Origin of the sequence: Aeromicrobium sp. CF4.19 (genome assembly GCF_051262555.1) — a bacterium.
Lineage (GTDB): Bacteria > Actinomycetota > Actinomycetes > Propionibacteriales > Nocardioidaceae > Aeromicrobium.
This window is the reverse complement of the sequence record NZ_JBIMEU010000014.1, coordinates 1-26,448: the sequence shown is the minus strand read 5'-3', so window position 1 is coordinate 26,448 and position 26,448 is coordinate 1. Positions and strand designations below refer to the sequence as shown.

Annotated in this window: 32 protein-coding genes; 19 read left to right on the top strand and 13 right to left on the bottom strand. The window is 67.4% G+C overall.

The genetic code is table 11. The features are described 5' to 3' along the window. The 9 genes from ACHAAC_RS17175 to ACHAAC_RS17135 all read right to left on the bottom strand — a co-directional run. Positions 1-512 (bottom strand): type IV secretory system conjugative DNA transfer family protein (locus tag ACHAAC_RS17175; RefSeq protein ID WP_435717564.1); only part of this gene is annotated, 512 nt, incomplete at its 3' end. Between the two features lie 11 nt (positions 513-523). Next, positions 524-1,957, bottom strand: coding sequence for a hypothetical protein (locus ACHAAC_RS17170; protein ID WP_435717563.1), 1,434 nt, complete (start codon positions 1,955-1,957; stop codon positions 524-526). After that, on the bottom strand, positions 1,957-3,474 hold the full coding sequence (locus tag ACHAAC_RS17165) for an SCO6880 family protein (RefSeq protein WP_435717561.1): 1,518 nt from the start codon (positions 3,472-3,474) through the stop codon (positions 1,957-1,959). The genes ACHAAC_RS17170 and ACHAAC_RS17165 overlap by 1 nt, the downstream gene beginning before the upstream one ends. 18 nt (positions 3,475-3,492) lie before the next feature. Then, the gene (locus tag ACHAAC_RS17160; protein ID WP_435717559.1) at positions 3,493-5,031 is read right to left on the bottom strand and encodes a hypothetical protein; all 1,539 of its coding nucleotides are present in this window, start codon (positions 5,029-5,031) and stop codon (positions 3,493-3,495) included. After that, entirely contained in the window at positions 5,031-5,849 is an 819-nt protein-coding gene (locus ACHAAC_RS17155; protein ID WP_435717557.1) for a hypothetical protein, read from the bottom strand. The genes ACHAAC_RS17160 and ACHAAC_RS17155 overlap by 1 nt, the downstream gene beginning before the upstream one ends. A gap of 10 nt (positions 5,850-5,859) precedes the next feature. After that, complete coding sequence (locus ACHAAC_RS17150) at positions 5,860-6,051, bottom strand: hypothetical protein (protein WP_435717555.1); 192 nt, start codon at positions 6,049-6,051, stop codon at positions 5,860-5,862. Positions 6,052-6,081: 30 nt separating this feature from the next. After that, entirely contained in the window at positions 6,082-6,354 is a 273-nt protein-coding gene (locus ACHAAC_RS17145; RefSeq protein ID WP_435717554.1) for a hypothetical protein, read from the bottom strand. Positions 6,355-6,367: 13 nt separating this feature from the next. Further along, the gene (locus ACHAAC_RS17140; protein WP_435717552.1) at positions 6,368-7,552 is read right to left on the bottom strand and encodes a MinD/ParA family ATP-binding protein; all 1,185 of its coding nucleotides are present in this window, start codon (positions 7,550-7,552) and stop codon (positions 6,368-6,370) included. After that, a complete protein-coding gene (locus ACHAAC_RS17135; RefSeq protein WP_435717550.1) occupies positions 7,545-7,787 on the bottom strand; it encodes a hypothetical protein in 243 nt (80 codons plus the stop codon). The genes ACHAAC_RS17140 and ACHAAC_RS17135 overlap by 8 nt, the downstream gene beginning before the upstream one ends. Positions 7,788-7,796: 9 nt before the next feature. On the opposite strand from ACHAAC_RS17135, the gene ACHAAC_RS17130 reads away from it, so the two are divergent. From ACHAAC_RS17130 to ACHAAC_RS17065, 14 genes are all read left to right on the top strand, one after another. Then, positions 7,797-8,009 carry a hypothetical protein gene (locus ACHAAC_RS17130; RefSeq protein ID WP_435717548.1) on the top strand — a complete coding sequence of 71 codons (213 nt, stop codon included), beginning with the start codon at positions 7,797-7,799 and terminating at the stop codon, positions 8,007-8,009. Between the two features lie 381 nt (positions 8,010-8,390). Further along, entirely contained in the window at positions 8,391-8,834 is a 444-nt protein-coding gene (locus tag ACHAAC_RS17125; RefSeq protein WP_435717547.1) for a helix-turn-helix domain-containing protein, read from the top strand. Continuing rightward, a complete protein-coding gene (locus tag ACHAAC_RS17120; protein WP_435717545.1) occupies positions 8,834-9,832 on the top strand; it encodes a peptidoglycan DD-metalloendopeptidase family protein in 999 nt (332 codons plus the stop codon). Before ACHAAC_RS17125 ends, ACHAAC_RS17120 begins: the two co-directional genes overlap by 1 nt. A 94-nt stretch (positions 9,833-9,926) precedes the next feature. Continuing rightward, the gene (locus ACHAAC_RS17115) at positions 9,927-10,169 is read left to right on the top strand and encodes a hypothetical protein (RefSeq protein WP_435717544.1); all 243 of its coding nucleotides are present in this window, start codon (positions 9,927-9,929) and stop codon (positions 10,167-10,169) included. A gap of 334 nt (positions 10,170-10,503) precedes the next feature. Beyond that, complete coding sequence (locus tag ACHAAC_RS17110; RefSeq protein WP_435717542.1) at positions 10,504-11,466, top strand: hypothetical protein; 963 nt, start codon at positions 10,504-10,506, stop codon at positions 11,464-11,466. Positions 11,467-12,127: 661 nt separating this feature from the next. Beyond that, entirely contained in the window at positions 12,128-12,391 is a 264-nt protein-coding gene (locus ACHAAC_RS17105) for a hypothetical protein (protein WP_435717541.1), read from the top strand. A gap of 41 nt (positions 12,392-12,432) precedes the next feature. Then, a complete protein-coding gene (locus tag ACHAAC_RS17100) occupies positions 12,433-12,942 on the top strand; it encodes an LPD29 domain-containing protein (RefSeq protein WP_435717540.1) in 510 nt (169 codons plus the stop codon). A gap of 44 nt (positions 12,943-12,986) precedes the next feature. After that, positions 12,987-13,604, top strand: coding sequence for a DUF6349 family protein (locus ACHAAC_RS17095; protein ID WP_435717538.1), 618 nt, complete (start codon positions 12,987-12,989; stop codon positions 13,602-13,604). Between the two features lie 11 nt (positions 13,605-13,615). Further along, positions 13,616-13,822 carry a hypothetical protein gene (locus tag ACHAAC_RS17090; RefSeq protein WP_435717537.1) on the top strand — a complete coding sequence of 69 codons (207 nt, stop codon included), beginning with the start codon at positions 13,616-13,618 and terminating at the stop codon, positions 13,820-13,822. 25 nt (positions 13,823-13,847) lie between these two features. Beyond that, complete coding sequence (locus ACHAAC_RS17085) at positions 13,848-14,168, top strand: hypothetical protein (RefSeq protein WP_435717535.1); 321 nt, start codon at positions 13,848-13,850, stop codon at positions 14,166-14,168. 80 nt (positions 14,169-14,248) lie between these two features. Next, entirely contained in the window at positions 14,249-15,046 is a 798-nt protein-coding gene (locus ACHAAC_RS17080) for a ParA family protein (protein ID WP_435717533.1), read from the top strand. Next, positions 15,043-15,435 (top strand): ParB family protein, encoded by a 393-nt coding sequence (locus ACHAAC_RS17075; RefSeq protein ID WP_435717531.1) that lies wholly within the window; start codon positions 15,043-15,045, stop codon positions 15,433-15,435. Before ACHAAC_RS17080 ends, ACHAAC_RS17075 begins: the two co-directional genes overlap by 4 nt. A 186-nt stretch (positions 15,436-15,621) precedes the next feature. Continuing rightward, on the top strand, positions 15,622-15,945 hold the full coding sequence (locus ACHAAC_RS17070; RefSeq protein WP_435717529.1) for a thermonuclease family protein: 324 nt from the start codon (positions 15,622-15,624) through the stop codon (positions 15,943-15,945). A 576-nt stretch (positions 15,946-16,521) separates the two neighbouring features. Next, positions 16,522-16,815 (top strand): hypothetical protein, encoded by a 294-nt coding sequence (locus tag ACHAAC_RS17065; protein ID WP_435717527.1) that lies wholly within the window; start codon positions 16,522-16,524, stop codon positions 16,813-16,815. Between the two features lies 1 nt (position 16,816). Here the strand turns inward: ACHAAC_RS17065 and ACHAAC_RS17060 are convergent, their stop codons facing one another. Then, positions 16,817-17,050, bottom strand: coding sequence for a hypothetical protein (locus ACHAAC_RS17060; RefSeq protein WP_435717525.1), 234 nt, complete (start codon positions 17,048-17,050; stop codon positions 16,817-16,819). Between the two features lie 811 nt (positions 17,051-17,861). Here ACHAAC_RS17060 and ACHAAC_RS17055 point away from each other — a divergent pair. The 3 genes from ACHAAC_RS17055 (at position 17,862) to ACHAAC_RS17045 (ending at position 19,614) form a co-directional block, all read left to right on the top strand. Then, positions 17,862-18,425, top strand: coding sequence for a recombinase family protein (locus tag ACHAAC_RS17055; protein ID WP_435717524.1), 564 nt, complete (start codon positions 17,862-17,864; stop codon positions 18,423-18,425). Between the two features lie 218 nt (positions 18,426-18,643). Further along, positions 18,644-19,132 (top strand): NERD domain-containing protein, encoded by a 489-nt coding sequence (locus ACHAAC_RS17050; RefSeq protein ID WP_435717522.1) that lies wholly within the window; start codon positions 18,644-18,646, stop codon positions 19,130-19,132. After that, complete coding sequence (locus ACHAAC_RS17045; protein WP_435717521.1) at positions 19,129-19,614, top strand: hypothetical protein; 486 nt, start codon at positions 19,129-19,131, stop codon at positions 19,612-19,614. Before ACHAAC_RS17050 ends, ACHAAC_RS17045 begins: the two co-directional genes overlap by 4 nt. A 10-nt stretch (positions 19,615-19,624) precedes the next feature. Here ACHAAC_RS17045 and ACHAAC_RS17040 read toward each other — a convergent pair whose 3' ends face one another. Further along, positions 19,625-19,954 carry a hypothetical protein gene (locus tag ACHAAC_RS17040; protein ID WP_435717520.1) on the bottom strand — a complete coding sequence of 110 codons (330 nt, stop codon included), beginning with the start codon at positions 19,952-19,954 and terminating at the stop codon, positions 19,625-19,627. 263 nt (positions 19,955-20,217) lie between these two features. Here ACHAAC_RS17040 and mobF point away from each other — a divergent pair, with 263 nt between their 5' ends. Together mobF and ACHAAC_RS17030 are read left to right on the top strand one after the other, a co-directional pair. Further along, complete coding sequence (mobF, locus tag ACHAAC_RS17035; RefSeq protein ID WP_435717518.1) at positions 20,218-23,937, top strand: MobF family relaxase; 3,720 nt, start codon at positions 20,218-20,220, stop codon at positions 23,935-23,937. 12 nt (positions 23,938-23,949) lie between these two features. Then, positions 23,950-24,879, top strand: a complete 930-nt coding sequence (locus tag ACHAAC_RS17030) for a hypothetical protein (RefSeq protein WP_435717516.1) — start codon at positions 23,950-23,952, stop codon at positions 24,877-24,879. Between the two features lie 4 nt (positions 24,880-24,883). Here the strand turns inward: ACHAAC_RS17030 and ACHAAC_RS17025 are convergent, their stop codons facing one another. Further along, a complete protein-coding gene (locus ACHAAC_RS17025) occupies positions 24,884-25,363 on the bottom strand; it encodes a hypothetical protein (RefSeq protein ID WP_435717514.1) in 480 nt (159 codons plus the stop codon). After that, positions 25,356-26,448 (bottom strand): type IV secretory system conjugative DNA transfer family protein (locus ACHAAC_RS17020; RefSeq protein ID WP_435717513.1); only part of this gene is annotated, 1,093 nt, incomplete at its 5' end. The genes ACHAAC_RS17020 and ACHAAC_RS17025, both read right to left, overlap by 8 nt.

Here is a 26,448-nt window from a genome sequence, read left to right as displayed (position 1 = left end):
GAGGTCAACCACGCGGATGCTTTCAGCGCGTCTGCGTAGGTGCGGATCCGCATCAGCGGCGACCAGTGGCAGGTCGCGATCCCGGTGTCCTCCAGGAACCCCAGCGGGTCGAAGACGTAGACCGGGCCCTGCGCGGCCCGGTGCGCCATCGTGAGGCGAACCAGGTCGGCCTTCGCCGACGTCGCCACGATGGCCCCTTCCCACTCAAGCAGGCGCGGCACCATGAACGAGGTGGTCTTGCCCGACAGGGTCGGCGCGAACAGCGCGACCGAGGCCCGCGGAGCTGCGGCGGCCCACTTCTTGCCCAGCCGACCGAGCGTCAGTCGGTCATAGGCCGAACGGCCGCCGATGAGCAGCTGCTTCACGCCAGCATCGCGGGTGCTGCCCCAGCCGTCGGCGCGATCGCGCTGACGGTCCGTCGCGGTCTTGGCTCCCTTGGATGCCGGCAACAGGCTGCCCACGAACCAGGCCAGGGCACACGCCGCGGCCAGGCCGCCGAGCAGCATGAGCATAAGTTGAGGGTTCACCGCGTCCCACCCCTCATCGCTTCGTCGGTATCGCTGACGGACTCCTCAAATGGTGTCCTGATGTGGCGCACCACCCGGGGCGCGTCCTTGCCTGCCTTGTAGACGTGCACGCCCCGTTCCAGCTGGCTCAGCAGTCCGGGCAGTTCCGGCGGGAGCCCCAGGAACTCGATGCACGCCTGCTGATCGGCCTCGCGGGACTGACGGTAGATGTGCATTACCTCCGCCTCGCGGATCAGGCTCATGGCGTCTGAGTCCTCGGGCACGTCGGAGAGGTGGTGAAAGATCGTCACGAACGACAGCCCGATCCCGCGGCCTCGCTTGACCAGCGAACGCAGGATCGAGGCGACGTTCACTGTGCCGCCGGCGACCAGGTTCGCGGTGTGATAGCCCTCCTCGACCACGATCACCTTGCGCCGATCGGAGGCCGCCCACACTGAGGACAGGAACGTCACCACCAGGGCCATCACCAGCGCCAGCGCCGGTGAGCCCTCGTCGAGCTCGCTGGTGTCAAAGACCAGCATCGGGGACTCCCAATCCAGGTCATCGGACGTCTCGCCGTCGATCAGCCCGGACAGGTCGCCGTCAACGAACCGGGCGAGATCCATCGCGAGGTACATGCCCCACCGGGTCAGCTCGGCTTCATCGACCAGGCCCCGTTCGCGCAGCACCTCGTGCGGGACCGCGCTGGCGACCGGCGCATACAGCGCCTCGATGACGTCGCGAATCGTGGCCGTCCGGCCCCGGTCCCGGGCGGTGCGCACCGCCGAGGCGTGCGCCGCGCGCAGGGCATAATGCTCCTGCGATGACAATTCGCCGTGGGCGAATTGCGCCACCATCTCCAAGAGCCGGTCCTGGCCGACACGACCGGAGTCCTCATCCTCGCTCGATGTCATCGAGATCCGCGGATCAAGCAAGTTGATCGCGCTCCCATTGCGGCGAGAGAAGCGGATGACCGTGCCGCCGGCGGCCGCCGCGGCGCCAGCGTACTCACCGATACCGGCCTGGTTCTTGCGGTCGAAGGTCGCCACCTGCATCCCCATGGCCACGTGCCGAAGGCAGTAGTGCGTCTTGGACAGCGAGGACTTCGCCGAGCCGATGTCTCCGAGGATGACCACGTTCGGGGAGGTGATGAGCCCTTGCGCGTAGAGGTGGTGCGGTGAGCTGGTGACCGGTGTCCCGGTCTCTACGTCGATGCCCATCGGCGGGCCGGCCTTCGGTCGGTTGGTCGAGACAAGCGCCACGTTCAGCGCTTCGCCCTGACGGGTCGACGTCTCCAGGGCGCGTTCTGAGAGGCGGTAGGAACGGGTCAAACGGCCGAAGCGCGAGCGGCGCTGCAGCTGGGTCGTCAGCGGGCGCGGAATCGGCGTGGGCTCCTGCTCGGCCTCTTCCTGCTTGGCGCGGCGGCGTGTGCCGCCCTTGAGCTTGGCCATCACACTTCCTTCCCGAGGGGGCACATCTGGATCATCGCCAGGTCGTGGCGATGGCGATGCCACTTCAACCGGTCGGCGCCGATCTCCTCGGCGGCTTCGTTCATCTGCTGACGAGCAGTCAGCAGCTCTGCCTCTGAGCGGCCCGAGACAGCCACGTGGACCAGCCCCTGCACGCCGGCGGCTTGCTCGTGCGTGAGGTCGTCCAGGATCAGCTGGTGCACCGAGGCGGCCGCCTCGCTCTCACCGGTGGAGACACGAGCGCGCTTGTCATCGGCGGCCATGTTCGCCCGGTCGGACGTCAGGCGAGAGATCGCCCGCTGACGGGTCTCGCGCTTGCTCAGCAACTTCTGCTGGACCTTGATCGTGCGAATGGGCGAGGGATGCACGTCCGTCACCAGGCCCGCGAGCCAACGGCCGGTCACCGCGTGAGGCGGGAACGCGTCCAGCGGGATCGTGGCCACGCTGTGGTACCAATCCGAAGACTTCTGACCCGTCATCGGGTCCTCGACCTCAGGGCCGCGCACAAGAACGTAGTCCGGGTGCACCTCATAGGGCCACGACCAACCGTCCGTCGCCCGACGCAGCGGCGCCGGCACATCCAGCGGGAACGAGGGCACGTACAGGTTGCGGACCATGGCGCCGACCTGCGCCGGGTTGAGGACGTTGACGACGTCGAATTCCGCGGCCTCAACGCGACGGACGACCTCGCGCAGCTGATCGCCGACGGCCCCGACGAAGCCGTCCAGGTCCAGGACCTTGTCGCCGTGGCGTTCCTCCACGGCGACCTTGTCCAGGCGGACCGTCAGGAACGATCGGTACGTCTCAGAGCTGGACGCGGCCTGCGCTGAGAGCTGATCCATCGAAGCGCGAAGGCTCGGCGGGCACCGATCGTCGATCAGGCTCGCGTAATAGGCCTCCTCCTCAGCGGGGTTCGTCGGGTACACCTTCGTCTCGAAGTCCAGTTGGGTCACTGGTGAGGAACCAGAGGCGAGCAGCGAGTGCAGCCGCCCGTAGCGGGCGGCCGAGCGGTTGGAGTCCTCCACAGCGCGCAGCCCGTCGCCGTGACCGACGATCTCCAGCACGGCCGTCACTCCGGAGTTCTTGTCCCAGCTGCCCCGCTTCGACGCGTGGTGCAGCAAGGAGACTGCGACGTCGTCATACGCCCCCGAGGGACGCAGCACGAGCTCACGGACTGGGCCGATCGCCGCGGGCAGACCGAGTTCACGATTCCAGGCCGAGCGCCCGCTACGGCTCTCGCGCGAGGCCGACAAGCGCGCGAGACGGGTCGCGACCCAAGAATCTCCCTCGACCGTGGTGTGCCCAGCGAGCTTCCACCCACCGAAGGTCAGGAGCCCGACGATCAGGATCGTCCAGGCGCTCTGTGTGATCAGGCCCGCGACGATCAGCACCATGATGCCGAGCCCCGCGGTGATCCACTGAGGTGTCGAGACGTTCCTGCCGAAGACAGACCCCGTGCGCTGCACGTGGCCCAAGACGCTTGCTCGCTGAACAGCCATCATTTTCCCCCTGATCCGTTACCGGTCCGACGGGCGGTGCCCGCCGCCGTCTCCGCCGGCGTCGGCCACACCCATGCTCGACGTGGAGGCCGACTGTCCCGCTTGCTTGAGAGCCTTCGCTCCCATCGCCGCCGCGGCGGCACTAGCGACCACGGGCCCGGCGGCGGCAGCCGCTCCCGCCCCGGCCTTCGCGCCGCCGGCCTTCGCTCCCGCTCCGGTCGCTGCCTGTGCCGTGGAGGCGGTCTGTGCCCCAGCGCCAGCGGTCGAGCCGGCGCCCTTGCCGGCCGCGCCGGGCTTGGCTCCTCGCATCGCGTTCGAGGCGGCAGCAGAACCGCCCTGCCCGGGCGGCGTCTGTGAGGGCGACGCGTGCGCGATCGGCCGGTTCTGAGAGGTGCCCGTCCGCTTGGACTGGCTCATAAGCATCCGCGAGGTCATCGCGCCGCCAACGGCGCCGCCGCCCATCGACAGACCCACGCTCGGGGCCGAGGAGCCGTCGGGGATCATCTTCGGCAGGAACATCATCGTCAGGGTCGGCACGCTGGCCAGGAGCGCCAGGCCGACCAGCAGCCGGATCGCCGCGTCGATACCGGAGATATCGGAGGTTCCGACGCGGGTCCAGACGGCCCAGAACACGAACTGCAGCACCGTCGGCATCAGCAGTAGCGCGACGAGGCCCGCCATGATGCGACGCGCCATCGAACGCCACGGCGGGTACACCCACACGCCCAGCACGACCGGCAAGAACAGCGCGAAGATCAACTGAGCCTCTGAGACGAAATAGAGCATCAGCAGCACGTAGATGCCGAGCAGGGCTGTCGCAAGGAAGATGAGCAGTGCGCCGAACGCGCCGCCTAAAGGCGCCCAGTTGCCGGCTGACTCGACAAGAGGCTCGACGAGCCCGACCATTCGCTCCGTGGCTTGGCCCTCACGAACCTCCTTGCTGAACACCGCCCCGACCGAGGAGATCGAGCCTCCGAGCGTCACCAACAGAGCAGGGCCAGAAACGATCGCCACGGGCACCAGCCACACTGACATGCCCGCGTCTCGCAGCAGCTGGGCGTGGTCGACACGGTCCTGGCTAACCTTCGCCACCCTCGCCCCGACCAGAATCAGGACTCCGGCGAACAGGATCAAACCAAGCCCCGCAGCAATGGCGTACTGCTGCAGCCAACTGTCGTTGTCGAACCGCGGGGCGGTAATCTTCACCGCTCGCTCGCTGATCCACGAGACCGTCTTGATCGCGAACTCGCCGACACTCGTAGCCCACGTATCGACCATGTTCTGAGGCGACAACGACGAAAGGCTCTCGGCCGCCTTGACCAGCTTGTTCGCAGCGTCAGCCATCCCACCAACAGGAGTCCCCTCAAGCGCCTCAGCAGCGACGCCCGACGTTTCCTTCGTTGCACAGCCGGCGCCAGCGATCGGACCCTTCTTGAAGCATTCCCCGAGGAGTGCCGTCAAACCAGGGTCGTCGTCTCCCTCAGCAGCGGACGAGGAACCCGTAGCAAGGATCATCAGGGCGAGCGTGGCTGCCACGACCACTGCGATCCGGCGCATCACTGGGGCTCCTGGCCGAGGAGCTCGACCGGCCACACTTGGCTGGCCCCATCGAACATTTCCCAGCCGCCGCCGAGGATCTGAGCCCGTTCGGTGAACGAAACGTTCACCTCCTCCTTCGACGCGGGAGTCGGAGCCTCCGTACCATCCGGCATGTCGGCCGACGAGGTACGCCAGTCGCCATCTCGCCACGTCATCAGCGCTGAGGACTGAGACCAGAACACGATGACATTTGAAGTGTCAGCGGGCGATCCGATACCACCGACACACGGCATCCAGACTTCGACCTCGACTTCCGTCTTGGACGCCATGTCGGATCGGTAGGCCCCATATTCTGGGAGGCAGTCTGCGTAGGGCTGAGTGCCCGGTTGCCCCATGAAACGTCCTTGCTCGTCGAGCCCGAAGGCATCTCGCTCCGCGAAGACGTCGGCCGCTTCGGCGGCCGCATCTTCGGGTGGCATGACGTCGGCGTAGTACTCCTCCAGGACCTCGTTGGGCTGCTGGATCGCCTCAGCAGGCGCCAGGGACCAGCCGAGGTACGCCTCTACGGCTCCTGCCTCGCTCTGCGGGAACCGCCGGGGGAAACCGGCGACGCTGCCCGTTGCGGTCCGCAGATCGACGCTGGCCTCACCGGTCGGCAGGGTGTTCGTCGACGGGTTCTCAGAGCCGCCCGCGCCAGCATCGCTCGGGTCGCTATCCCCGATGAGGAAGAACACTCCGGCCCCCACCACTAGAGCGGTCACGGCCACTGCCGTCACGATCAGCACCCACGGCTTGGCTTGGGCCTTCTGCTCGACTACTTCGTCTATCTGGGTCATTGTTTGCTCCTCAGAACACCGTTGGGGGCGCGAGAACGCCGAGGGCCATGAGCGCCGCGGTGGAGGCCAGCAGCTCTCCTACCGCTCGGCCGCTTTCCCTGCGTTCAGCCGCCGTCGCGGGCACGCCGATGCGTCGAGAGGTCGTGGCCGCGCGAATCGCCAGCAGGACCGCGGCGCTCAGCGCGAGGACCCATGCCGTCATCCAGACCGCTTCTCTCGTCCACATCGGCGATCACACCGAGACGAGGACGCCGAAGATCGCGGGCAGGGCCACCAGGATGATGACTGCGCCACCTGCCCAGAAGGCGTGGTTGCGGGATTCATCGAGATCGTTGCCGTAACCGCCGCTCTTGGCGCGGCTCAGCTTCGCCACGGCGACGATGAGCTGCCAGGCGCAGAACACGAAAGCGATGGCCCACGCCAGCGCCAGCAGGACTCCAAGGCGGGACTCCAGCAGGCCGGTGAACGGGCCGAAGCTGGGGTTGATGCCGTCGAAGGGATTCATGGTAGTGCTCCTCTCAGAGGCGCGCGGCGATTGCCGCGCTGATCTTGAGCCAGGCGGCCCGGGTCGGGTCGGAGATCCGCGTGTAGTCGATGCGGTCGCCGGGGTTCATCAGTGGCTCGTATGGGGCAATGTGGACGCTTCCGCACCGGCCCTCCATCAGTTCCGTGACGTCACGCAGGAGCCCCTGGTCGGCGCCACCGCGAGGCAGGCTGATCACTGCGGTGCTGTTGGCTCGAATCCAGTCCGGGTCGTGCCCGGCGGTGTGCAGGACCTCCTCGATCGACTCCAGCGTCTGCACGGCGCCGTAGGCGGAGTCCACGCGCACCGCGGTGGGCACGAGGAGGTGGTCGGCGCCTCCCACAGCCTCCAGCCAGTTCGGGGCGCGTAGGTTGTTGCCGGTGTCGATGAACAGCACCTTGTAGAACCGCTCCAGCAAACGACGGATATCCACGACGTCCTGCTGGGAGATCTGTCCCGTCACGGTCGAGCGATTGTCCGAAGCCAGCAGCTCAAAGTGAGCCTCGCCCTGGCTGCGCAGGTAGCCACCCAGATCTCCAACGCGCGACGTCTCGACGTCGGCGAAGCGGTGGATCTCCTGCAGGAGATCTCGTGCCGTCGTGTCACGGCTGCCTTCCAACCCTCGGTGACCAAGCGACCCCTGGGTTTCGTTGTTGTCCCACGCGACCACGCCACCGCCGCGGATCATGCCGAACGTCATCGCGGTCATGAGGGTCGAGGACGTCTTGCCGACCCCGCCCTTGGTGTTGATCGTGACGACCGACTTCGGGCCGCCGAAATTCCGCTGGATGGTCCGGCGATCCTCCTGGGCCTGGCGCTCCACGGTGGACTCACTGAGCTTCAACAGGCCACCAGACCAACGGTTGGCCTTCACCCGCCATCCCGTCGTCGCGGTCGGTGCGGGCGCCGAAGCGCGGCGCCCCTCCAGGAAGTCGTTCGATGAGCGGCGGCCACCACGGTGACGGGCACTCAACGGCTGGTCCTGCTCAGGCTGCTCGTCCACCTCGGCTGTGGGCGGTGCCTCAGCCTCCTCCACTGGTGCAGGAGCCGCGGCGGTCGGCGCCGCGTCCTCCTCGACGTACGTCACCCGACCCACAGCCTCAGAGGTCGTGTGGGCGGCGAACTGGGGTCCACTCATCCGCCGCTTCGGGTTGAAGTCCGGCTGCGTTTCTTCACTCATCGGTCACTCCTTCACTGCTCATGTACGGGATCAGGTCGTCGGGGGGTGTCCCCTCCGACCACTGCTCGGGCCATGGGTCGGAGACCCAACGCCAGTCGTTTTCGCTCCATCGCACGGTGATCGTGCGCGTCCACCACTGCTCGGGGGTGCCGTCGGAACGGCCCCACACCGAGACGGTGCGGTCCTCACCGGATGACCCCTCATCGAGGTAGCCGAGGATCCGCAGGTCCGGCATCCATGCCTCTTGGCTGGGGCCGTCAGAGTGGACTTCGTCTCGCTCGGCCGCGACCTGATCGGCCTCGGCCTGCAACCGGCCCTGCGCCTCATCATCGGCATCAGGCGGCGCTACCTGCGCCACGGCCGCCGCACGAACGGAGGCCTCCTGGGCACCGTCGACAACGGTCGCGAACCACGCCGCCGCGAGATCGCTGTCCCGCTCCTGCCAGCCCGACGCTGAGGTCCCCGACTGCCTCGATGGACTCGACTCACCGACCGGCACGTGGGCGCCGCCCACGCGCACGAGTGAGACCGCCCTGTCTGCGGGCATCGTCTGCGACGCCTCGGCCTCCGGATCGCTCGAACCGGCGCCCTCAGTGTCGGGCTGTCCCGCGCACGAGGCCAGTAGCACCGCGGCGGCACCGACGGTCGCTGCAATTCGGTATTTCACCTGGATCCCCCGATCCCCTGGAACGGCTCATGGTAGGCGGTTCACCTGACAGATGCGTACAGGTACCATGGTCGCATATCGCGCTAGTTTATTCTAGTGTGTAACTCTACTGCGGTAGTCGAACGTTTCCACGCCAACAGCTCAGGAGTAGCGATGCGACACAATCGGGGGGTGCCACGCCCGTCCGTACTCACCTTTGCGCCCGAGCGGCTGCGTGAGCTGTGCGTCGAGAAGGGCTGGACGACGGAGCGTCTCGCTGTCACTGCGGACCTGACACCGGCGTCAGTGCGGGCGTACATGGACGGCCGAGTCCGGCCCTCGCCCGCGTCGCTCGTCGCCCTCGCGACAGCCCTTGACGTCTCGACCGCACAGATTGCCCCCTACAGCGAGGCCCCTACGCTTCACGAGCTGCGGTGGCACGTTGGCATGACGGTCGACCAGCTGGCCAAGGACGTGCAGGCGCCGCGAGCCGGGCTGTACGGCATCCTGCGCGGCGCCGATCGGCTCCCGGCGGATACCGCGATCCGTTCCCGCCTCGCCGCGACGCTTCGCGTCGACGACGTCGGTCTACAGAAAGCCTGGCAGGCGGCTCGAGACAAGATCACCGCGGACTGATGAAGCGACTGTCGGGGGGCATCGCGGCACTAGTAGCAGTGCCGGCACTGCTGCTTGGGCTCATCGTCTTCGTTGGCGGCGAGGACCAGGCCGACGCCGCCACCGGCTACGGCGACGAGCTGAACCCAGCCGGGATCCCGGCCGAGGTTGTGCCATGGATTCGCAAGGCCGCCGAGACCTGCGAGGACATCACCGCGCCGCTGCTCGCGGCGCAGATGAAGGCCGAGTCGAACTTCAACCCGCGCGCAACTTCCCCCGTCGGAGCCCAGGGCATCGCGCAGTTCATGCCCGGTACCTGGGACCAGTGGGGTCAAGACGACGACAACAGCGGCACCGCAAGCCCGTTCGACATTGGCGACGCTGTCATGGCCCAGGGCCGCTTTATGTGCGCCCTCATCGATGAAGTCGGCGATCTGCCGGGCGACAAGATCGACCTCGCGCTCGCCGCCTACAACGCCGGTCCCGGTGCCGTCCGGCAGTACCGGGGTGTGCCGCCCTATGCCGAAACCCGCGGCTATATCAAGAAGATCTCCGCGGAGATCCCGAAGTTCACCGCGGCCATCGCCGAGGGCAAAGTAGCGCTGCCGATCGACCCGAGCTCGGCGTACGTCTCGCAGAACAACTGGGGCAAAGGTGGCTCTCGCTGGTCCCGCGGTCACACCGGCAACGACTTCTCCGTCGCTTGCGGCACACCCGTTCGTGCCGCCAACAACGGCACCATCATCATCGAGACCGACCAAGGATGGTCCGGCCGCTGGCTCGTTAGGGTCCAGGCGGCACCCGGCAAGACCACCACCTGGTACGCCCACATGCAGGCCGTCAGCGTCAAGGACGGCCAGAAAGTCAAGGCCGGGCAGAGCATCGGCCAGGTCGGGAACGAGGGCAACTCCTCCGGCTGCCACCTGCACTTCGAGTACCACCCCAAGGGTGGCGAGATCTACGAAGACAACACCGACCCGATCCCCTGGCTCCGTGATAACGGCGTCAAGATCCGGTGAGCCGCGGACGCAGATGCTGCCTCGAACCAATATCGCTAGAGACTGCGGCGTGTCGACCGCGCCACAGGGTGCCGCTAGCCATAGCGTTACCGCCATGGCTACCAACAGGCGTCGCCGAGGCGAGGCGAAGAACAAGATCGCCATGTTGTCCACCGTCGACCTCTCCGTGAAACGGAAGGTCGAGCGCGTGGCCGAGAGTCTGCAGATCTCGCAGACTGCCGCCGTCGAGCTGATGCTGGAAAGCATCGACGTCGATGCCAACGGCCGCCCCGCCTTCTGGGACGGCCCACTGCCCACCGACACGAACAAGGAGCTGCCGCTCGCGTCCAGCGCCTAAACGCACGAAAGCCCCCCGTTGGTAGCGAGGGGCCTTCGTAAGTCAGAAACCGAGTTAACCGCTCGGTTCCCAGAAGCTCTCCGGCTGAGGAGGGGGCTTTGCTATGCCCACAATAGCAACACCCGACCGCAAAACGCGACAGATACGCCAGATCGGGCGCACGGGCGCCCGTGGCGAGCACGAACGACTCGACCGCGCACGCCCGCACTCCCCCGGCTCTCTCAAGACCCTCAGGACCGCCACCAGCGCCTCTGAGCGCCGCGACGGCCACGGGCCGGGACAGACACCCCGCGAACTGCTCGCAGCCGTCCCAGCCTGGTCCTCACGCCGCTCCATGCGCCGCGTACTCACCGCTCTCGCGGATCAGCCGCACACCAAGCATCTGTGCGGTGCAGCGCAGATCGCCGTCAAGACGTGGCTGGCCGTGGCCATCAACGACGCCCTCGACGCCGACGACGCGACCGGGCGCGGCATGCGCACGTCCCAGGCCGTCGCAGCGGCCCGCGTAGGACGCTCAGAACGCACCGTGCGACGCGCCCGCGCCGTCTCCGTGCGCCTGGGCGTCCTCGTCGAGCTCTACCGCGGCCGGGAACTCTCCGGCGACGAGCGCCTGGCGCTCTACGACGAGAAGCCCGGCCACAAGCAGCGCGGCTACCCCAACGTCTACGCCGTGACCGTCTGCCCTCGCCGCCAGCGAGGCCGCGTAGCGGTCCCCCGTCCTGGCCGGTGGGCCGTTGTCCGTTCACATCTTGAAGGTTTCGGCCACCTTCCCCCCTTAGGGGGCGTTTCGAGCAATTCTAACGTTGAAGATGGGTTCCCTTTCGCGGTCGCTACCGCTCCCAGAGATGCGGAGCCGGCTCCGCCGGCACTCAGATCAAGGAGACGGCGACCCGGAATCGGTCTGGCCTACCGCACACTGGCCCACCACGCGCTCTCACAGCTCCTCCAGGGAGTCAGGCCGGGCGCAGCGGCCGCCCTGTTCATTCACCACGATCGGGGCGGCTGGACGAGCGACGCGCTGGCCACAGCGCTCCGCCAAACGGCCCAGCACCGCGGCGTCGGCCCCTGGGCCAACGTCCACTCCCCCTACGGCCTGCTCAAGACCCTCCTGGCCGAGGTCGACGCCGACGCCCGCGCCTACCTCACGCTCGGCATCCCCACTCCCCTGCCCGAGCCCGTCGACCCCTGCGGCGGGCCGAACTGCGACGGCCACGGCTGGAGCTACCTCCAGATCGCCGGCGTGGAGCACGCCAGGCCGTGCCCGGACTGCCCGCCCACGATCAGGACAGCAACGTGACCGGGTGCGAGGCCAAGGCCGACCCGGGGAAGTCTGGCCTCGCGCCTCACATCTCGGCATCACCCCGGAATCCCAGCCACCACGACCAGTCCATCACCTGTCGCGCTACCCACGCCCCAAACCTGCTGTACGTCCTACGAATCATTACTCGATCTCCTTTCAGACGGATCTATGCGCCTCAGGCGGTTCACACCCAAGACAGATGGCTGAGCAGACCGGTTTGTGACACCTCGCTCCCAGGCATGTATCGGTCCGCTGGACCCGAAAAAGGGCCTCTACTAGGTAGAGGTGTGGGCGACCCCCGGATTTGGGACACCGCGACGCGAACTTTCTTCGTACGGCTCCAGCAGCTCCAGCCCGACGGGCCGAAAAGCAGGCTGAGGACGGTGGGGGAGGATGACTCGGTGGGTGTGCGCCGTCTCCCCCGCGCTACGTCGCGTGGTGGTGGGTCTGCGAGCGGCTGCCGCCCTGTGGTCGACCGATCCTGTTGACGCCGACCGATCGTGTAGTTGGCCATTGCGCGGCCTGTGGGGCCGAGCCTTCGGGGGGCGTGCCCGTCGCCGCCAGGCGCTCGACCAATCCAGTGGTCCCGCCAGAAAACCCCCAAAGTCCCCAGCACAACCACTTGCACACCAATAGGGGCAATGGTACTATTAGAGACATGAGGAACCGCACCGGAAACTACGCCAACGACCTGTTCGACTTCATGCCCGCGACGGGCGTCGCCCACGTCATCCTGCCGAACATGGCCACGGCCTGCGGCATCGACTTCCTCACCATGCGCGACCAAGGCGACTCCTCCATCTACAACGCCCAGACCCGCTGGCACGAGGTCAGCTGCCCGTGGTGCCACTCCCTCGGCCTGGGCGCCGTCGCCCATATGGGAGCACAGATGCAGGGACGTCTAGCGGCCGCGATCGACTGAATAGAACTATTAGCGACAATAGAGACACGAGAGGTTACACCATGAACGACACCTTTGATCGGATCGATTACGACACCAAGGAGACCGCCACCGCCCTGCGCAAAGCCCTGCGCGAGGCCTTCCCCGGCGTCCGGTTCTCCGTCCGCATGGCCCGAGGCTCCGCCTACGGATGGTTGGGCGTCGCCTACGTCGACGGACCGACCTGGGAGGCCGTCAGGGCGATCACGAACGGGTTCCAGTCCTCCTACTTCGACGGGATGGACGACGGCTACCACCAGATCGAGCCCACCCTCTACAGCCGCCCCGACGGCAGCCTCTATGAGATTCGTTGGGGATGCCGCGGCGTGAACGTCACCCGCGACTACAGCCCCGAGGCCACCTCCTGGGCCGAAGGAGTCGCCGTGCGCGGCTCCCGCTGGTGGCCCATCGGCGTCGACGCCTGGCGCGACGACCAGGAGTACGCCAGCCGGGACCTGCTGTCCGGCATCGACCTCACGGCCGGCTACCCCACCGACCCCGAGGCCGCCTACCGCGAGCGCTGGAACCGCTGAATACCGGCATTCAACCTAACAGAACTATTAGAGGGAATAGAGACATGGACCAACCAGCACTGTTCGACCTTGACCAGATGGCACGCGAGGCCGTCGCGGCAACCCCGTGGACCGGGGCGCCCCTGACGTTCACCACCGACTACTACCCACCGGCGCAGCTCCTCGCGGCGTACGAGCGCTGGGTCGCGGAGAACGGCAGGCTAGGCGCCTCGCCGCAGAGCCACATGTGGCACGTGTGGGAGCCCCAAGCCGCAGTCACGGAGACCCACGCGCTCCAGATGCTCACCGCCGACCTGCGCTGCTGGCCCGGCGACCACCGCCGAACTGGACAGTGCCACTGCCCCGGAACTCTGATGTACCAAGCCAACTGCGAACCCTGCCGCTGGCAGCACATCACCGACGACGAGCAGGAGGCCGTCGAGGCGTGGCACGACCACGCGATGCCCGGGTGGCGCGATCTGCCTGCCATGCCGCTGAAACTGACCAAGCGCGACGAGCGAGGCCGCCTCACCAAGAAGGCCACCGCCTGGCTCGATGAACACCAACCCACCGGCTGGCGATTCACCGGAGCCCCCATCCGCACCGAGCGCGAGCCGATGGGAAGCAGGCACGTTGCCGGACGCCCACCGTTCGGCGGCTACGACCTCGGCCACATCAAGTGAAGGAGCCCACCATGACCACCACGACCTACGTCACCGACCCGTGCCAGATCTGCGGAACCGCCACCACCCTGAAACTCCCCCTCGACGTCGTCGAGCGTCTGGGGCTCGTGCCCGTGCAGGACCTCCTACCCGACATTGACCCCGAGCAACGAGAACTGATCCGCCACGGCACCCACCCCGGATGCTGGCGCAGCGTCTTTGGACCCAACCCAAACTAATAGAGGCATTGGAGGCAATGGAACCATGAACATCGTCCACATCATCGGCCCCGAAACCGGGACCATCTACCCCGCCATCGACACCCAGCAGCGCTGGAACGGCTCGCCCGTGGTCGCGTTCCTCTACGACGACATGCACGCCATGATCGCCAACGGTGACGCCGCCGACGCCAACGGCTACGGACTGGCGACCTACGCGGGGGAGGTGGTCGACTACGACGACGCCGACAGCTTCGAGGCCGTGCCGGTCCTGAGGTTCACCATCGGAGCCTTGCAGGAGCGGGCCTACGTCCCGGAGGGACGCTGCTGGGAGGTCGTCGAGCCTGCCGACCTCCTGGCGCCGTGACCCGGCGCCCACGCCTACGGCGCGTCCGTACCGAGAAACCCGTCCCTAACAGTACTGTTGTCTCTAATGGAGGTATCACCATGACCGCACGAATCTTCGCCCTCTGCAATCAGAAGGGCGGCGTGGGCAAATCCACCACGACGTTCCACCTGGCCCGCGCCGCCGTCCTGCAGGGACGCCGGGTGCTCGTGGTCGACCTCGACCCGCAAGGCAACCTCACGAGCGTGGCAGCGCGGGAGGCCGTCGAGGAGGACCAGGCAGGCTTGGCCGACGCCCTCAGCACCCGAGCGCCCGAAGGCATCGCGGATGTCATCGTTCCCGGCCTGTGGGACGGCCTCGACGTCGTGCCCACCAGCGGCGTGACCCTGGGCTCCGTCCGCGATGAACTCGTGATCGCAGGAGCCGGGCGAGAGGGCCGCCTGGTCGAGGCCTTGAGCAAGGTCGCTGACAACTACGACCTGATCCTCATCGACTGCGCACCCTCGCTGGATCAACTCACAATCAACGGCCTGACCGCCGCCCACGGCGTCGTGGTCGTGACGCACTCCAAGCTCTGGAGCGCCAACGGCCTGGCGCAACTGCTGGCCACCATCGAGAGCGTCAGGGACTACTACAACCCAAAACTCGGAGTAGCCGGCATCATCATCAACCAGCACGAAGAGCAGACCGTCAGCGGCCGCAGCTGGCTCGAGGAGCTGCGCACCGCCGCCGAGGGACGCGGCCTGCGCGTGCTGGACCCACTCATCCCCAAGCGCGTCGTCATCGCCGACGCCACCGAAGCCGCACGAGGGCTGGACGAGTGGGGGAGTGCCGAGGCAACCGCACTGGGCGAGATCTACGCCAAGCACCTGAGCAGCATCGAGGAGAGCGCAGCATGAACCGACCACCACCACGCAAATCCAGCCTCAGCGGCGCCAACCCGATCGCGCCAGCCCCCACGCCCCCGCCACCGCAGCAGGAGAAGCCCGCCCCGAAGGCCACGCCGACCACAGCGCGGGCGCAGGAGCCCGCCACCGAGCAGGCGGCGGAAGGGCGCAAGAAGCACCCCCCGAAGGTGTCGTTCTACAGCGACCCAGACGACACCGCCCGCATGCGCGGCGCCTTTCGCGCCACGCTCGCGCACGAGGGCTGGACCAGCCTCTCGCACTTCCTCAGCTCCGCCGTGATGACCGAGGTCGAGCGCTTGGAGAAGAAGCACAACGGTGGGCAGCCCTTCACGCCCGTAGACCCCGGCGGAATCCCGCAGGGCCGCCCGATGGGGGAGTAGCGATCGATCATGCGCCTTGCTCCTTCGCTGCTGATCCCCGGCGCCCTGGTGGTGTGCGGGGCCGTGTGGTGGACGCAGGGCGCTACCGACTCCCCGTCGAGCGATTCCGAAGCGACGGAGAGAGCAACGGTGGTTCGGGTCGTTGACGGTGACACCCTCGTGGTGAACGACTCGACGAGAGTTCGGGTGCTCGGGATCGACTCGCCCGAGGAGGCTCGCGACGGCCGCGACCCTGAGTGTGGAGCGATCGAGGCGACAGCGGCAGCGCGCAACCTACTCGACGGCCAGGACGTCGACCTCATCGCTGACGACTCACAGGCCGACGCCGACACCTACGGGCGGATCCTGCGCTACGTCGAACTTGACGACGGCCGCGACGTCGGCCAAGAGCTCCTGCGAGACGGCCTCGCGACCGTTTACACCCCAGCCGGTGCCATCGCCCGCCAGGACGCCTACGACGCCGCCGAGAGCGACGCACGAGAGCACGGACGAGGAGTGTCGGCGTGCTGAGCAACCATGACAACCAACCAAGGAATCGAGGGAACATCATGAGTGACATCGAGGACGCGGTACGAGCCTGGCGCCGGTCATCGACGCGATCGAGCAGTATCACGACGACGCGATCGAGGCCACGGACGATGCGAAGCGAAAGCTACGCGCAGGGCACGGGCCTATGGACACAGCCGCGACGCTAGAGGAGCAGTACTCCCAAGAGTGAGAGGCTTAGCGTGGCCGCCGATCCCTGTCGTTGGCTGCTGGCCCTGACGTGGTGCTGTACGAACCGACCATCAAGGACGTTCGCCCGTGCGAACCCCGCGAGGTCCCTCCAGACTTGCGCGATCGCTGGGGCTCTCGACACTCCGGGAGGAGTCGGACACCCCACAGGCCGCGACGTAGGTCGGGGACCCCACTCGCGGTGTCCTCGACCACGAGACCTGCCTACAGGGCGGCAGCCGCTCGCAACCTCACCACGACGCCAAGTAGCGCGGGGCAGCCATCGCCACCTTTGCAGGCTCACCCACCCCCACCATCACCAGCTGGCTTGTTCCCGGTGACTTGGCCTTGGTGGAGGACTACGTTGGGCCGATGGGCGGACTGTTCAACGAAGCGGAGACCCGGGCCCTGTACGTGAGTGCGGGTGCTGCGGTGGCCGAGGCGATGCGGGAGCGGAACGTTTCCAGGCGTGCTCTGGGCGAAGGTCTGGGATTGACCGATCCGGTCGTCCGCGACAAGCTCGCCGGCCGACGGCCGTGGTTCCTTAACGACATGCTCGGTGCGGCGTGGGTTCTCAGGGTTGACGCCGGCACGTTGTTCGCCGACGTCAGCCCGTACCCGAGGCCGTCCGCCGACCAGGTCGATGGCCCCGCAGGCCGCATCTGACTTACAGGTCCTCCAGGACGGGCGCCGAGGGCCGTGCCCAGACATCGACGAGGTAGAGCTTGGCGTTCTCCTGCAGGGGAGTGCTGGCGACCAGGTGCCAGCCCTGGGCGAGTCGCTCGCGGGAGACGTCGGCGGCCAGCGGCCGTAGATCGAGGAGGGTGTCGTCGGTCTCGACGCGACGGAGCTCACGTGGGCCCGGCACCCACTCGTAGCGCTCCTGGGCGTACTCGATCATCGGTCCCGTCCCGTCCTGGGTGCACACCATCATGCAGAACCGACGCAGTCCGGCGGAGTGATTCTTGACACTTCGCACGTATGTTCGGTTGCGGCTATCCTCTCGTGATGGGTCAGAATCGTCGCTACGGAGACCCGTTGACCGCGCTCGATGAGCCCGCGGTTGCGCCGCCGCGGGCGGGGAAGGTCCGCCACGTGTGGCTGAACCTCTCGCGACTCGACCGAGCGCCGAGCGCCTATCCAGGTGTGATCGTCGACTGGCGCCGAGCGGCACGTGGCTGGGAAGCCCAGGTCGCTTACGTCACCGACACGACCGACCGGACAAGCCTGCACGTCCTGTGGTGCACAGCGGATCAGCTCACGCCCGTAGAGGGCGGCCAGCCGTCGCGCGGTACGTAGCGGGTCGTCACAGGGCCAGAAGCATCATGAGGCCACCCACAGCGCCGAGGAGTGCGCCGCCGAGGACGAGACCTCTTGCCCTTTCCAACGTCGAGCACGCCGGGGCGGTCACCAGGCGCGCAGAGCCAGCCACCAAGAGGGCGGCGGCCAGCGCGACGGCGATACAGCCGAGTAGGAACACCTCGAACCTCCTTTGGGTGGCTGGCCTGAAACTACTCGTGCTCGACGACAGAATGGCGCCGGTGCCGGCCAGCGTGCCGTCTCGGAAACGGTTGTTTCTGAGACGACGGCGGGCAATCAGAAATCGATGGCCCGTCGCCCCGCGGTTGCGGGGGAGGAGCGTTCGCGAAACCCCGTCTCAAACGCTTCGTCTCATCCGCGTTCCTGTCGGTGGGTTCTGAGACAGTGAGCCCATGACGCTGATCGGGTACGCGAGGGTCTCGACGCTGGAGCAGGACGAGGCCCTGCAGGTCGACGCTCTGACGGCCGCCGGCTGTGATCTGTCGAGGATCTACGTCGATCACATCACCGGTGCGTCGACGACCCGGCCCGAGCTGGATAGGGCGTGGGACTACCTGCGTCCCGGCGACACCCTCGTGGTGTGGCGACTCGATCGTTTGGGGCGCAGCCTCAAGCATTTGGTGCAGCTCGTTGGTGAGCTAGGTCAGCGAGAGGTCGAGTTCCGATCCCTGATGGAGTCGATCGACACCACCACCCCGACGGGACGACTGACCTTCCACCTGTTCGCATCGATCGCGGAGTTCGAGCGCGACCTGATCCGTGAGCGCACCGCTGCGGGCCTGGCGGCCGCTAAGGCACGCGGACGCGTCGGAGGTCGACCGAAGGCGTTGAGTGCTACCCAGGTGGAGCAGGCCCGGCGCATGATGAGCGAGGACAACCTCTCGGCCACCGACGTGGCCGCGGTGCTGCGCGTGAGCCGGGCGACCTTGTACCGAGCGATCCAGGGGGAGACGTGAACGAGGAGCACCAAGAGCAGTCCGCCGGTCGAGCGCCGTACGAGCGTGAGCCCGACCTCGGTCGCGTCGACGATGACCCGGCCAGGCCATGGAAGCAGGCCGGACGCTCGTGGCTAGCGCAGGCGCGACGTGTCGATACCTATTACCGGACGCAGGGCACCGTCGGTGACAAGGCGCGCAGGGTGTTCGGCGTCCATGGCCACCCCGACGTCGGGCGCTTGAAGGACCGCGCCACCGCGACGAGTAGGACCGCCCGAAAGCTCGATCGACTCACCGCGACTGGATGGGTGGTCCTTCACGATCGGCGGCTGGTCGGTACTGAGGAGACACTCGATCACGTTGCGATAGGCCCAGACGGCATCACCGCCGTGCAGTCGATCAGCGCCGACGGTGCGCCGCCGGTCGGCGTGCCCGTGGCCGAGAGCGTCCACGTCGCCCGCGTGCGGCTGCATCAGCTCGTGCCGCGCATCGTGGAGCAAGTCAGCGTCCGCCTGGGGGAGGGGTGGACCGCTCTGGTCTACCCGGTGATCGCCGTCAACGGGTCAACGCCAGTCGTGCAGGAGAGTCCCCAGGTGTATCGCTACCAGGACGCCTCCGCAGCCATCGAGCATCATCCCCGCTCGTTCTCACGCATGCAGGTCACCGACCTCGTCATGAGCGTGGAAAGTGCGTTCCCGTTCGCGCCGCTCGGCGACGAACCGCGATGAGCGTCCTCACCGACGCTGAGGCGGTCCGGTACTGGCAGCACGTCGTCAAGGGGCCGGGGGAGAGAGACTGCTGGATCTGGGTCGGCGCGATCGCCGACGACGGTTACGGCCGATTCTGGACCACCCGCGACGAACGCGCCCGGGTGCTGCGGCCACATCGCATCGCGTTCTCACTCGCCACCGGGATCAGCCTCGATGAGTTGGCGGTGGTGGAGCACCTGGTTTGTGACAACCCAATCTGTGTGCGCTCTGCAGGAGACGAACGGGACCACCTCGCTGGCGGCACCCAGGCCGACAACCTCGCGCGCATGGCCCGCCGCAACCGCGGTGGCGGAAAGCCCCTAATGGTTCGTCCACCGGGCCTCGGACGCGCCGAACTTGCTGCACGCTCCCGAGCCATTCGTGAGATCGTCCGCGAGGGCTGGGACACCGAACGCCTAGCCCGGCTCCTGGTCGACCACGACCAATCAACTCTTTGGTAACCAGGCGGCCCTAACGGTTCCCATCGACTTCATCGGACCCGCTGCTGTGCACCGTGCTTGACGACGGAGCACGCTTGATCTTACGAATCTCTGCCGACGACAGTCCTGTGAGCACCGCAATTCGATCGGCTGTCTCTCCGAGACCGAACAGCGCAACTACGTGCTCATTGCGATTGGCTTCTGCTGTGGTGATCTCTTCACGTAGATCCGCGATCTTGTCATCCGCGAGATAGAACGCCATGGTGGCTTCCTCGATCTTCCTGTCTCGCTCTGCGCGCTCGACATCCAGACGCGCTTTCGCTTCGCGTGCGCGTCGTCGAGCATCAACCTTCGGTGCCATGAGTTCCCCCTGATCCTTTGACCCCGGCGGGGCCAGGTCATGCACAGCTGCGCCGCGTCCGCGACCCACCCTGTGCTCAATTCAGCATCTTAAAACAGTCGATCCACGACCGATCACAGCCCGAGTCCTTCCCGATCTGCTCCCATGAATCTCCATCACTCTCTCAGCCTCGTTCCAAGACTTCAAGGGCCACACACCTTATGCACTATTAGTGAACGGGGTAGGCTGCCGCACATGAGCATCGCGCAGACGGGTCGCGGCCGGTGACGGCCACGGTCGCGCGGCTGCACGCTGGCGACGGCTACACCTATCTGACGCGACAGGTCGCGTCGGCGGACGTGACGCGTGAGCGAGGCCAGGAGCTCAGCGACTACTACACCGCCGACGGAGCACCGGCCGGCCGCTGGCACGGGCGTGGGCTCGCCACGTTGGGGACAGCGGGAACCGTTAGCGAGGCGCAGATGAAGGCCCTGTTCGGCGAGGGTCTGCACCCGGACGCTGACCGTCGAATCACCGCCGCGCTCAGCGAGGGGATGGACGTCGAACGGGCGATGCGAAGCGTCCAGCTCGGGCGGAAGTTCCCGACCTTTGACGGCAGCAAGCAGCAGCAGTGGGACGACGCGCTGGAGCGCGCACAGGTGCACGTGCGCGCCGTCCATGACGTGCCCGAGGTCTCGGACCTGACGCGCGAGCAGCGCCGCGAAGCACGCCACAACGCCGGACGGGTCCTCTTCCACGGAGAGCAGGGACGCGGCCCGGCGGACGTCGCGGAACTGGAGTCGTTCATCAGCAAGCGTGCTCGTCCTACCCCTCAGCCGGTCTCGGGATACGACGTCACGTTCACTCCGGCCAAGAGCGTGTCCGTGCTGTGGGGGCTCGGTGATGAGGACACCCGACGCGAGGTCGAGGCCGCCCACGCAGCGGCGGTCGATCGCGCCGTGGCGTACATCGAGGACGAAGCTGCGTTCACCCGATCGGGTGTCGCGGGTATCCGTCAGCACGAAGCAGCAGGCATCGTGGCGGCGCGCTTTGACCACTTCGACTCGCGCACCGGCGACCCGAATCTGCACACGCACGTCGCGATCGCGAACCGCGTCCAAGGCCCGGACGGGAAGTGGCGCACGCTCGATGGCCGGCTGATCTTTGCCGCCAACGTCTCTTACTCGGAGGTGTACAACACGGCGCTGGAGGACGAGGTCTCCCAGCGGCTCGGGGTGACCTTTGAAGATCGGGAGATGGGCGACGGCAAGCGTCCCGTGCGTGAGATCGCGGGCGTCGACCGGGAGGTCTCCGGGCACTTCTCACGACGCCGCACTGACATCGAAGCGGCCTACCGTCAGCTGGTGCGCGACTACCGCAGCGAGCATGGCCACGAACCGTCCAAGGCGGCTCAGCTGGACCTCGCGCAGCAGGCGAACCTAATCACCCGAAGCGCCAAGGGACCGATGGAGTCCCTGGCCAGCAAGCGTGAGCGGTGGCGCTCTGAGGCTATCGAGGTCGTCGGAAGCGATGCCATCGACGGGATCCTGACCTCCGCCCAGCACCGAGCCGTCCAGGCCCGTGGCCACGACCTGGTCGATGTCACCACGGGAACGTTCGTGGGGGTCGAGGTGGCGTCGCAGTCGGTGCTCGATCGAGTCGCGACCGACCGTGCGACGTGGCGACGCTGGCACGTGCATGCCGAGACTCAGCGTCAGCTGCGAGGTGTTCCCGGCCTGACGACCAGCGATCGGCAGCATCTGGTGGAGCAGGTCACCGACCACGCGATCGGCACCGGGTCGCTGCTCTGCGAAGCGCCCGACGTGGAGACGGTGGCACCTGAGCTGCAGCGCGCCAACGGCGGGCACATCTACCGCGTGCACGGCTCGGAGATCTACACCTCAGAGAAGATCCTCACCGCCGAACGATCCCTGGTCGACGCGGCGATGAGGCCTGCGCTAGCGCCCGTGGCGGTCGCGTCGATCGACGAAGCGATCGAGCAGGCATCAGCCCAGGGCGTGCAGCTCGATACCGGGCAACTGGATCTCGTGCGCGCGTTCGCTGGTGCCGATCGTCAGCTGGTCACTGGACTCGGCGCCGCCGGCACCGGCAAGACGCGAGCCATGGCCGTCGTCGTCGACGCCGCCCACCTCGACGGCCACCGGGTCGTCGGCCTGGCGCCCTCAGCGGTCGCCGCGAAGGTGTTCGCCGAAGAGACCGGCGCCGACCGCTCCGACACCATCGCCAAGGTCCTGCACCACCTGAACAACGACGGACCGACCTCCACCGGCATCAACGCCGGTGACCTGGTCGTCATCGACGAAGCAGGCATGGCCGGCACGCTGGACTTGGCCCAACTTGTGGAGCACTGCGAAGACCGCGGCGCACGCGTGCGACTGCTCGGTGATGACCAGCAGCTCGCCGCCGTGGCCGCCGGCGGCGCGCTACGCACCATCGCGCACGAGGCCGGCGCGGTGCGCCTGACGGCCCTGCACCGCTTCGGCGATCCGGGCGAGGCAACCGCCACGCTCCAGCTGCGAGACGGTGACCAGGCCGCTCTCGGGTTCTACGAGGACGCCGAGCGGATCGTTGAAGGCAGCCGTGACGCGCTGCTCGATGACGTGTTCACCGCATGGGAGAGCGACAGCATCTCCGGGCGCACGTCGTTGATGATCGCCGGCGACAACGAGACCGTCACCGAACTGTCCGAACGAGCCCGTGACGCCGCGGTGCAGCGTGGCGTGGTCGAGGCCGACGGGATCGCCCTGCGCCCCGGATCACTGGCCGGCCGCGGAGACGTGATCGTGACCCGCCGCAACGACCGCCGGCTGTCGGTCGGCCGCTCTGACTTCGTGAAGAACGGCGACATGTGGACCGTCACCGATCGGCTCACCGACGGCTCGCTGGTGGCCCAGCACACGGGCCACGGGGGCAAGGTGACGCTCCCGGCCGACTACACGAGCCGTCACGTGGAGCTCGGCTACGCCACCACCGTGCATCGCTCCCAGGGCATGACGGTCGACGTCGGCCGAGTGCTCATCGAGTCCTCGATGAGCCGTGAGCAGCTGTACGTGGCCATGACCCGCGGCCGCGCAGAAAACGTCGCCTACACCGTGACCGAACAGCCGATGGACCTGGACGCCGACCACCGTCCCGAGGCGCACGGTAGTGGTCGCGAGGTCCTGGCCGCGGTCATGGCCAGGACCGATGAGTCCGCACGATCGGCACACGAGGTGTTGCGCACCTCCTATGAGCAGGCCGAGAGCCTGCAGCGGCTCGTCCCAGAGTATGAGGACGCGCTCGCCATCGCCCACGATGTGCGCATCTCCCGTGCCCTGCAGGACAGCGGGCTCGACGTCGACGAGTTGCGCGAAGATCCCGCCTACGGCGCACTGACCCGACGACTCGCCGCACGAGTCGAGGCAGGCGCCGACATCGAGGCGGACGTGTGTTCTGCCGTGGACGCACGAGAGTTGGGCAGCGCGGAGTCCGTCGCCAAGGTCCTCGCCCACCGGCTCGACCGAATGCCGGCGAACCAGACCAGCACGCCGCGCCAAAGCGACGTCTCACCAGCGCTCACCGCCTGGCTGCAGGAGCGTCGAACGCGTATCGAAGCCCGCCAGGACCACCTGGTCGACCAGACCCGCACCGACCCGCCCGCCTGGCTGCGGACGCTGCAGATCGGCGGCCGCCGACTCGACGACAACACGCTGCGCCTCGTGGTCGACTACCGCGACCGCCACGGCGTCACCGACAGCGCACGAGCACTCGGCACCGAACCGGAGCGCACCGGCGATCGTCACGAGGACTGGACACGCCTGCAGGCCGAGATCTCCGACCGATCCACACGCAGCGAGGGAGACCCACAGCCAGAGACGGACACGCCCTTGGGCGCCTCCACCCTCCTCGAGCGTGCACGTCGACGCCCGGCACCACGACCCGTCGACGAGGAGCCACCTCCACCAGGGCACCAGCCTGACCGTGGCCACGGCTTTGACCGCTGAGACGATGGTCGAGTGACCAGGGCGGATCGGGGACGGCAGCAGGACCTCAGCGCGTCCTACCGCTACGCCGCTGGCAGGCCGGTGGGGTTCGTTGACGAGTCCATGCGCCTCGATCCTCGTCGCGGGATGCCGTTCTACACGATGACCGGCGTACTGATCGATCACTCAGCGCTCGACGAGGTGCGCCGCGACGTGCAGCGCGTAGGACGCTCCCCTGGTGGCCGCCCCTGGCACACCACAGACGCCTACGAGCAGGGTCGCTACGAGCAAATCGAGCGCATGGTCGCGCTCGTGGCCGAGCGCACGGAGTGGTCGATCGTGACTGTCGACGCGCCCATGGCGAGCGCCGACGTCGAAGGGGAACGCCTGGCGCGGGCGTCCTGCATCCGACGTCTGATCCCTGAGCTCACACGAGGCGACCACGGCTCCAGGGTGGTCATCATGGACCACCGCAGCGAAGCCGGCGATCGTGACGACATGCGTATCGCTGCCGAGATCCGTGGTTCAAGCGACGGTCGGCTCAGGCACCTGCACCTGCGCCACGCCAGCGACGACCAAGAGCCGCTGCTGTGCACGCCCGACGTCGCAGGCTGGGCCGCCCGTCGCCTGCTGACGGTCGATGAGACTCGCTGGATCGAGCCGGCACGAGACGTCGTGACCATCGTGCACGCCAGCAGCGGGAAAAGGTTCAGCGTCGACGACCTCGCCCCAGAACGCAACAACGCCGGGCAGGCCTCGGCCATCCCGGCGTCCTCCGACCCGATGACCCGTCGCAGAGCGATGAGGCCGGAGTTGTTGTCCTCCCCAGTATCGCAGCCCGACGACGACGAATCAACCCTTGACCGGCTGGTCCGTCGGGCGCGCGAACGACCCGAAAGGCCACCAGGAGCGCCCCGGTCGGCGGTCGAGACACCGCGCGACCCGCCGATTCCAGAGCGCTGAACCGTTAGTCGCCTGGCTCAGCGCTCGACGAGCCGGCCCATGGTGGCCGCTCCACTCCGCTCTTGTCCTCGTCTCGCGCGGTATGACGTCGCATCCGCTCCAGAGCGCGGTCGAGGGAGTCATGCCAGGCCACCGCCGCGGTGCCCGCGATGGGGGTGCCGTCCTTCTTGTAGGCGGCGCACCAGGCGGCGTGCAGCGCCTGCAGCTCCTGCTGAACCCCGGCGACGTCTCTCCAGTCCGCCGGAATCGGCGCGCTGAGGTGGTAGGCGCGGCGTAGCCAGCCCACCCACTCCTCCAGGTCCACGTCCTGGGCCGGGTCGGTGTCGGACTCCACGTTTTCGAGCCGCTGCAGAACCTCTTCGAGCACCCGACCCAACGCGTTCGCAGCGCCGACCAGGTCCTCGGTGGTCCGGGCGACGCCGGCGAGCAGGTCCTCAGGCGTTCCGTCGCCAACTTCGAGGGGGCGGACGAGATCTTCACTCATGCGGTTCCCCGGCCATCCGATGAACCCGGCCGACGATCCGGGGCGGCGGGGATGCACCGCCGAAGGCGCTGTCGAACTCCGCCGCCACCGACGGATCGACCAAGGCGCGTACACCGTCGTCCTTGAACCAAGGCGTCACCCGCAGCCGCATTGGCTTGACGTTGCGAAACAGCACCAGGACCTCCCCATCGGGGAGGTTCCTGACGAAGTGCTTTGGCGCCAGCGCCTTGGTCTCATAGGAGACGTTGCTTGAGCGGCCGCGTTGGTCTTGGGACTGGGTGACTTTGCGAAATTCGAACTCGCCGGCAAGCCCTTCGACGTACTTCAACGTCTCCTCGTCCTGAATCCCACCCCAGAAGACCTTTCCGTTGTGTCCGGCCAGCAAGGTCCGGGAGCGGGCGCTGCCGTAGATCGTTTCGATCTGCGAGGTGTTCTGCCACACCGACAGCAACACGATGCCCTGCGACGAGCCGACCGACGCTAGTTCAGGCATCTTGCGCAGAGAGGCCATGTTCGCCGCCTCGTCGAGCGCGAGCAGCAGATGATGCGGCTCGATCGGTACACCGCCGGATCGGGCCGAGCGGTCCTCAGCCGCGAACACCAGCGTGTTGATAATCGTCTCGAACAGAGGCTTGAACTCTTCCGCCTCATGCTCGGGAGCGAACACGTAGAGCGTTCCGCCCTCGTCAAGGACTCTCGCCGGGTCGAAGTCATCGTCGACCCGGTTCGTGGGCGTGAGGGCAGTACGAGTGCGCGGGTGTGCAAAGGGATCGAGCACGAGCTGTGCCGTTGAGCCGATGTTCTGGCGCGTCTGCTCGTGGGCAGAGCGCACGCCCGCGAAGGCGTCGATGGCGTCCCGATCGCCCGTCGCGTGCAGGATCGCCTCAACCTCAGGATCGGAGACGGCGCCGCGTTGCAGCCAACGGCCGACCTGCGCGATATGCCTCTCGTGGGAGGTCTTGCCCGTGTCGGTGTCGACCCGCGGCGTCTGTGCCGCCGCGAACAGCAGGGGCGCCAGGGTCCGCTTGGCGTTGTCGTCCCAGAATTTCTGATTCGAGCTGCCGGTGCCCTCGACCTTGGACGTC

Coding starts and splice junctions, on each gene's coding strand:
- ACHAAC_RS17170 (WP_435717563.1), bottom strand. CDS start 1,957: ATGGCCAAGCTCAAGGGCGGCACACGCCGCCGCGCCAAGCAGGAAGAG.
- ACHAAC_RS17165 (WP_435717561.1), bottom strand. CDS start 3,474: ATGGCTGTTCAGCGAGCAAGCGTCTTGGGCCACGTGCAGCGCACGGGG.
- ACHAAC_RS17160 (WP_435717559.1), bottom strand. CDS start 5,031: ATGCGCCGGATCGCAGTGGTCGTGGCAGCCACGCTCGCCCTGATGATC.
- ACHAAC_RS17155 (WP_435717557.1), bottom strand. CDS start 5,849: ATGACCCAGATAGACGAAGTAGTCGAGCAGAAGGCCCAAGCCAAGCCG.
- ACHAAC_RS17150 (WP_435717555.1), bottom strand. CDS start 6,051: ATGACGGCATGGGTCCTCGCGCTGAGCGCCGCGGTCCTGCTGGCGATT.
- ACHAAC_RS17145 (WP_435717554.1), bottom strand. CDS start 6,354: ATGAATCCCTTCGACGGCATCAACCCCAGCTTCGGCCCGTTCACCGGC.
- ACHAAC_RS17140 (WP_435717552.1), bottom strand. CDS start 7,552: ATGAGTGAAGAAACGCAGCCGGACTTCAACCCGAAGCGGCGGATGAGT.
- ACHAAC_RS17135 (WP_435717550.1), bottom strand. CDS start 7,787: ATGCCGGACCTGCGGATCCTCGGCTACCTCGATGAGGGGTCATCCGGT.
- ACHAAC_RS17120 (WP_435717545.1), top strand. CDS start 8,834: ATGAAGCGACTGTCGGGGGGCATCGCGGCACTAGTAGCAGTGCCGGCA.
- ACHAAC_RS17115 (WP_435717544.1), top strand. CDS start 9,927: ATGGCTACCAACAGGCGTCGCCGAGGCGAGGCGAAGAACAAGATCGCC.
- ACHAAC_RS17110 (WP_435717542.1), top strand. CDS start 10,504: ATGCGCCGCGTACTCACCGCTCTCGCGGATCAGCCGCACACCAAGCAT.
- ACHAAC_RS17105 (WP_435717541.1), top strand. CDS start 12,128: ATGAGGAACCGCACCGGAAACTACGCCAACGACCTGTTCGACTTCATG.
- ACHAAC_RS17100 (WP_435717540.1), top strand. CDS start 12,433: ATGAACGACACCTTTGATCGGATCGATTACGACACCAAGGAGACCGCC.
- ACHAAC_RS17095 (WP_435717538.1), top strand. CDS start 12,987: ATGGACCAACCAGCACTGTTCGACCTTGACCAGATGGCACGCGAGGCC.
- ACHAAC_RS17090 (WP_435717537.1), top strand. CDS start 13,616: ATGACCACCACGACCTACGTCACCGACCCGTGCCAGATCTGCGGAACC.
- ACHAAC_RS17085 (WP_435717535.1), top strand. CDS start 13,848: ATGAACATCGTCCACATCATCGGCCCCGAAACCGGGACCATCTACCCC.
- ACHAAC_RS17080 (WP_435717533.1), top strand. CDS start 14,249: ATGACCGCACGAATCTTCGCCCTCTGCAATCAGAAGGGCGGCGTGGGC.
- ACHAAC_RS17075 (WP_435717531.1), top strand. CDS start 15,043: ATGAACCGACCACCACCACGCAAATCCAGCCTCAGCGGCGCCAACCCG.
- ACHAAC_RS17065 (WP_435717527.1), top strand. CDS start 16,522: ATGGGCGGACTGTTCAACGAAGCGGAGACCCGGGCCCTGTACGTGAGT.
- ACHAAC_RS17060 (WP_435717525.1), bottom strand. CDS start 17,050: ATGATCGAGTACGCCCAGGAGCGCTACGAGTGGGTGCCGGGCCCACGT.
- ACHAAC_RS17055 (WP_435717524.1), top strand. CDS start 17,862: ATGACGCTGATCGGGTACGCGAGGGTCTCGACGCTGGAGCAGGACGAG.
- ACHAAC_RS17045 (WP_435717521.1), top strand. CDS start 19,129: ATGAGCGTCCTCACCGACGCTGAGGCGGTCCGGTACTGGCAGCACGTC.
- ACHAAC_RS17040 (WP_435717520.1), bottom strand. CDS start 19,954: ATGGCACCGAAGGTTGATGCTCGACGACGCGCACGCGAAGCGAAAGCG.
- ACHAAC_RS17025 (WP_435717514.1), bottom strand. CDS start 25,363: ATGAGTGAAGATCTCGTCCGCCCCCTCGAAGTTGGCGACGGAACGCCT.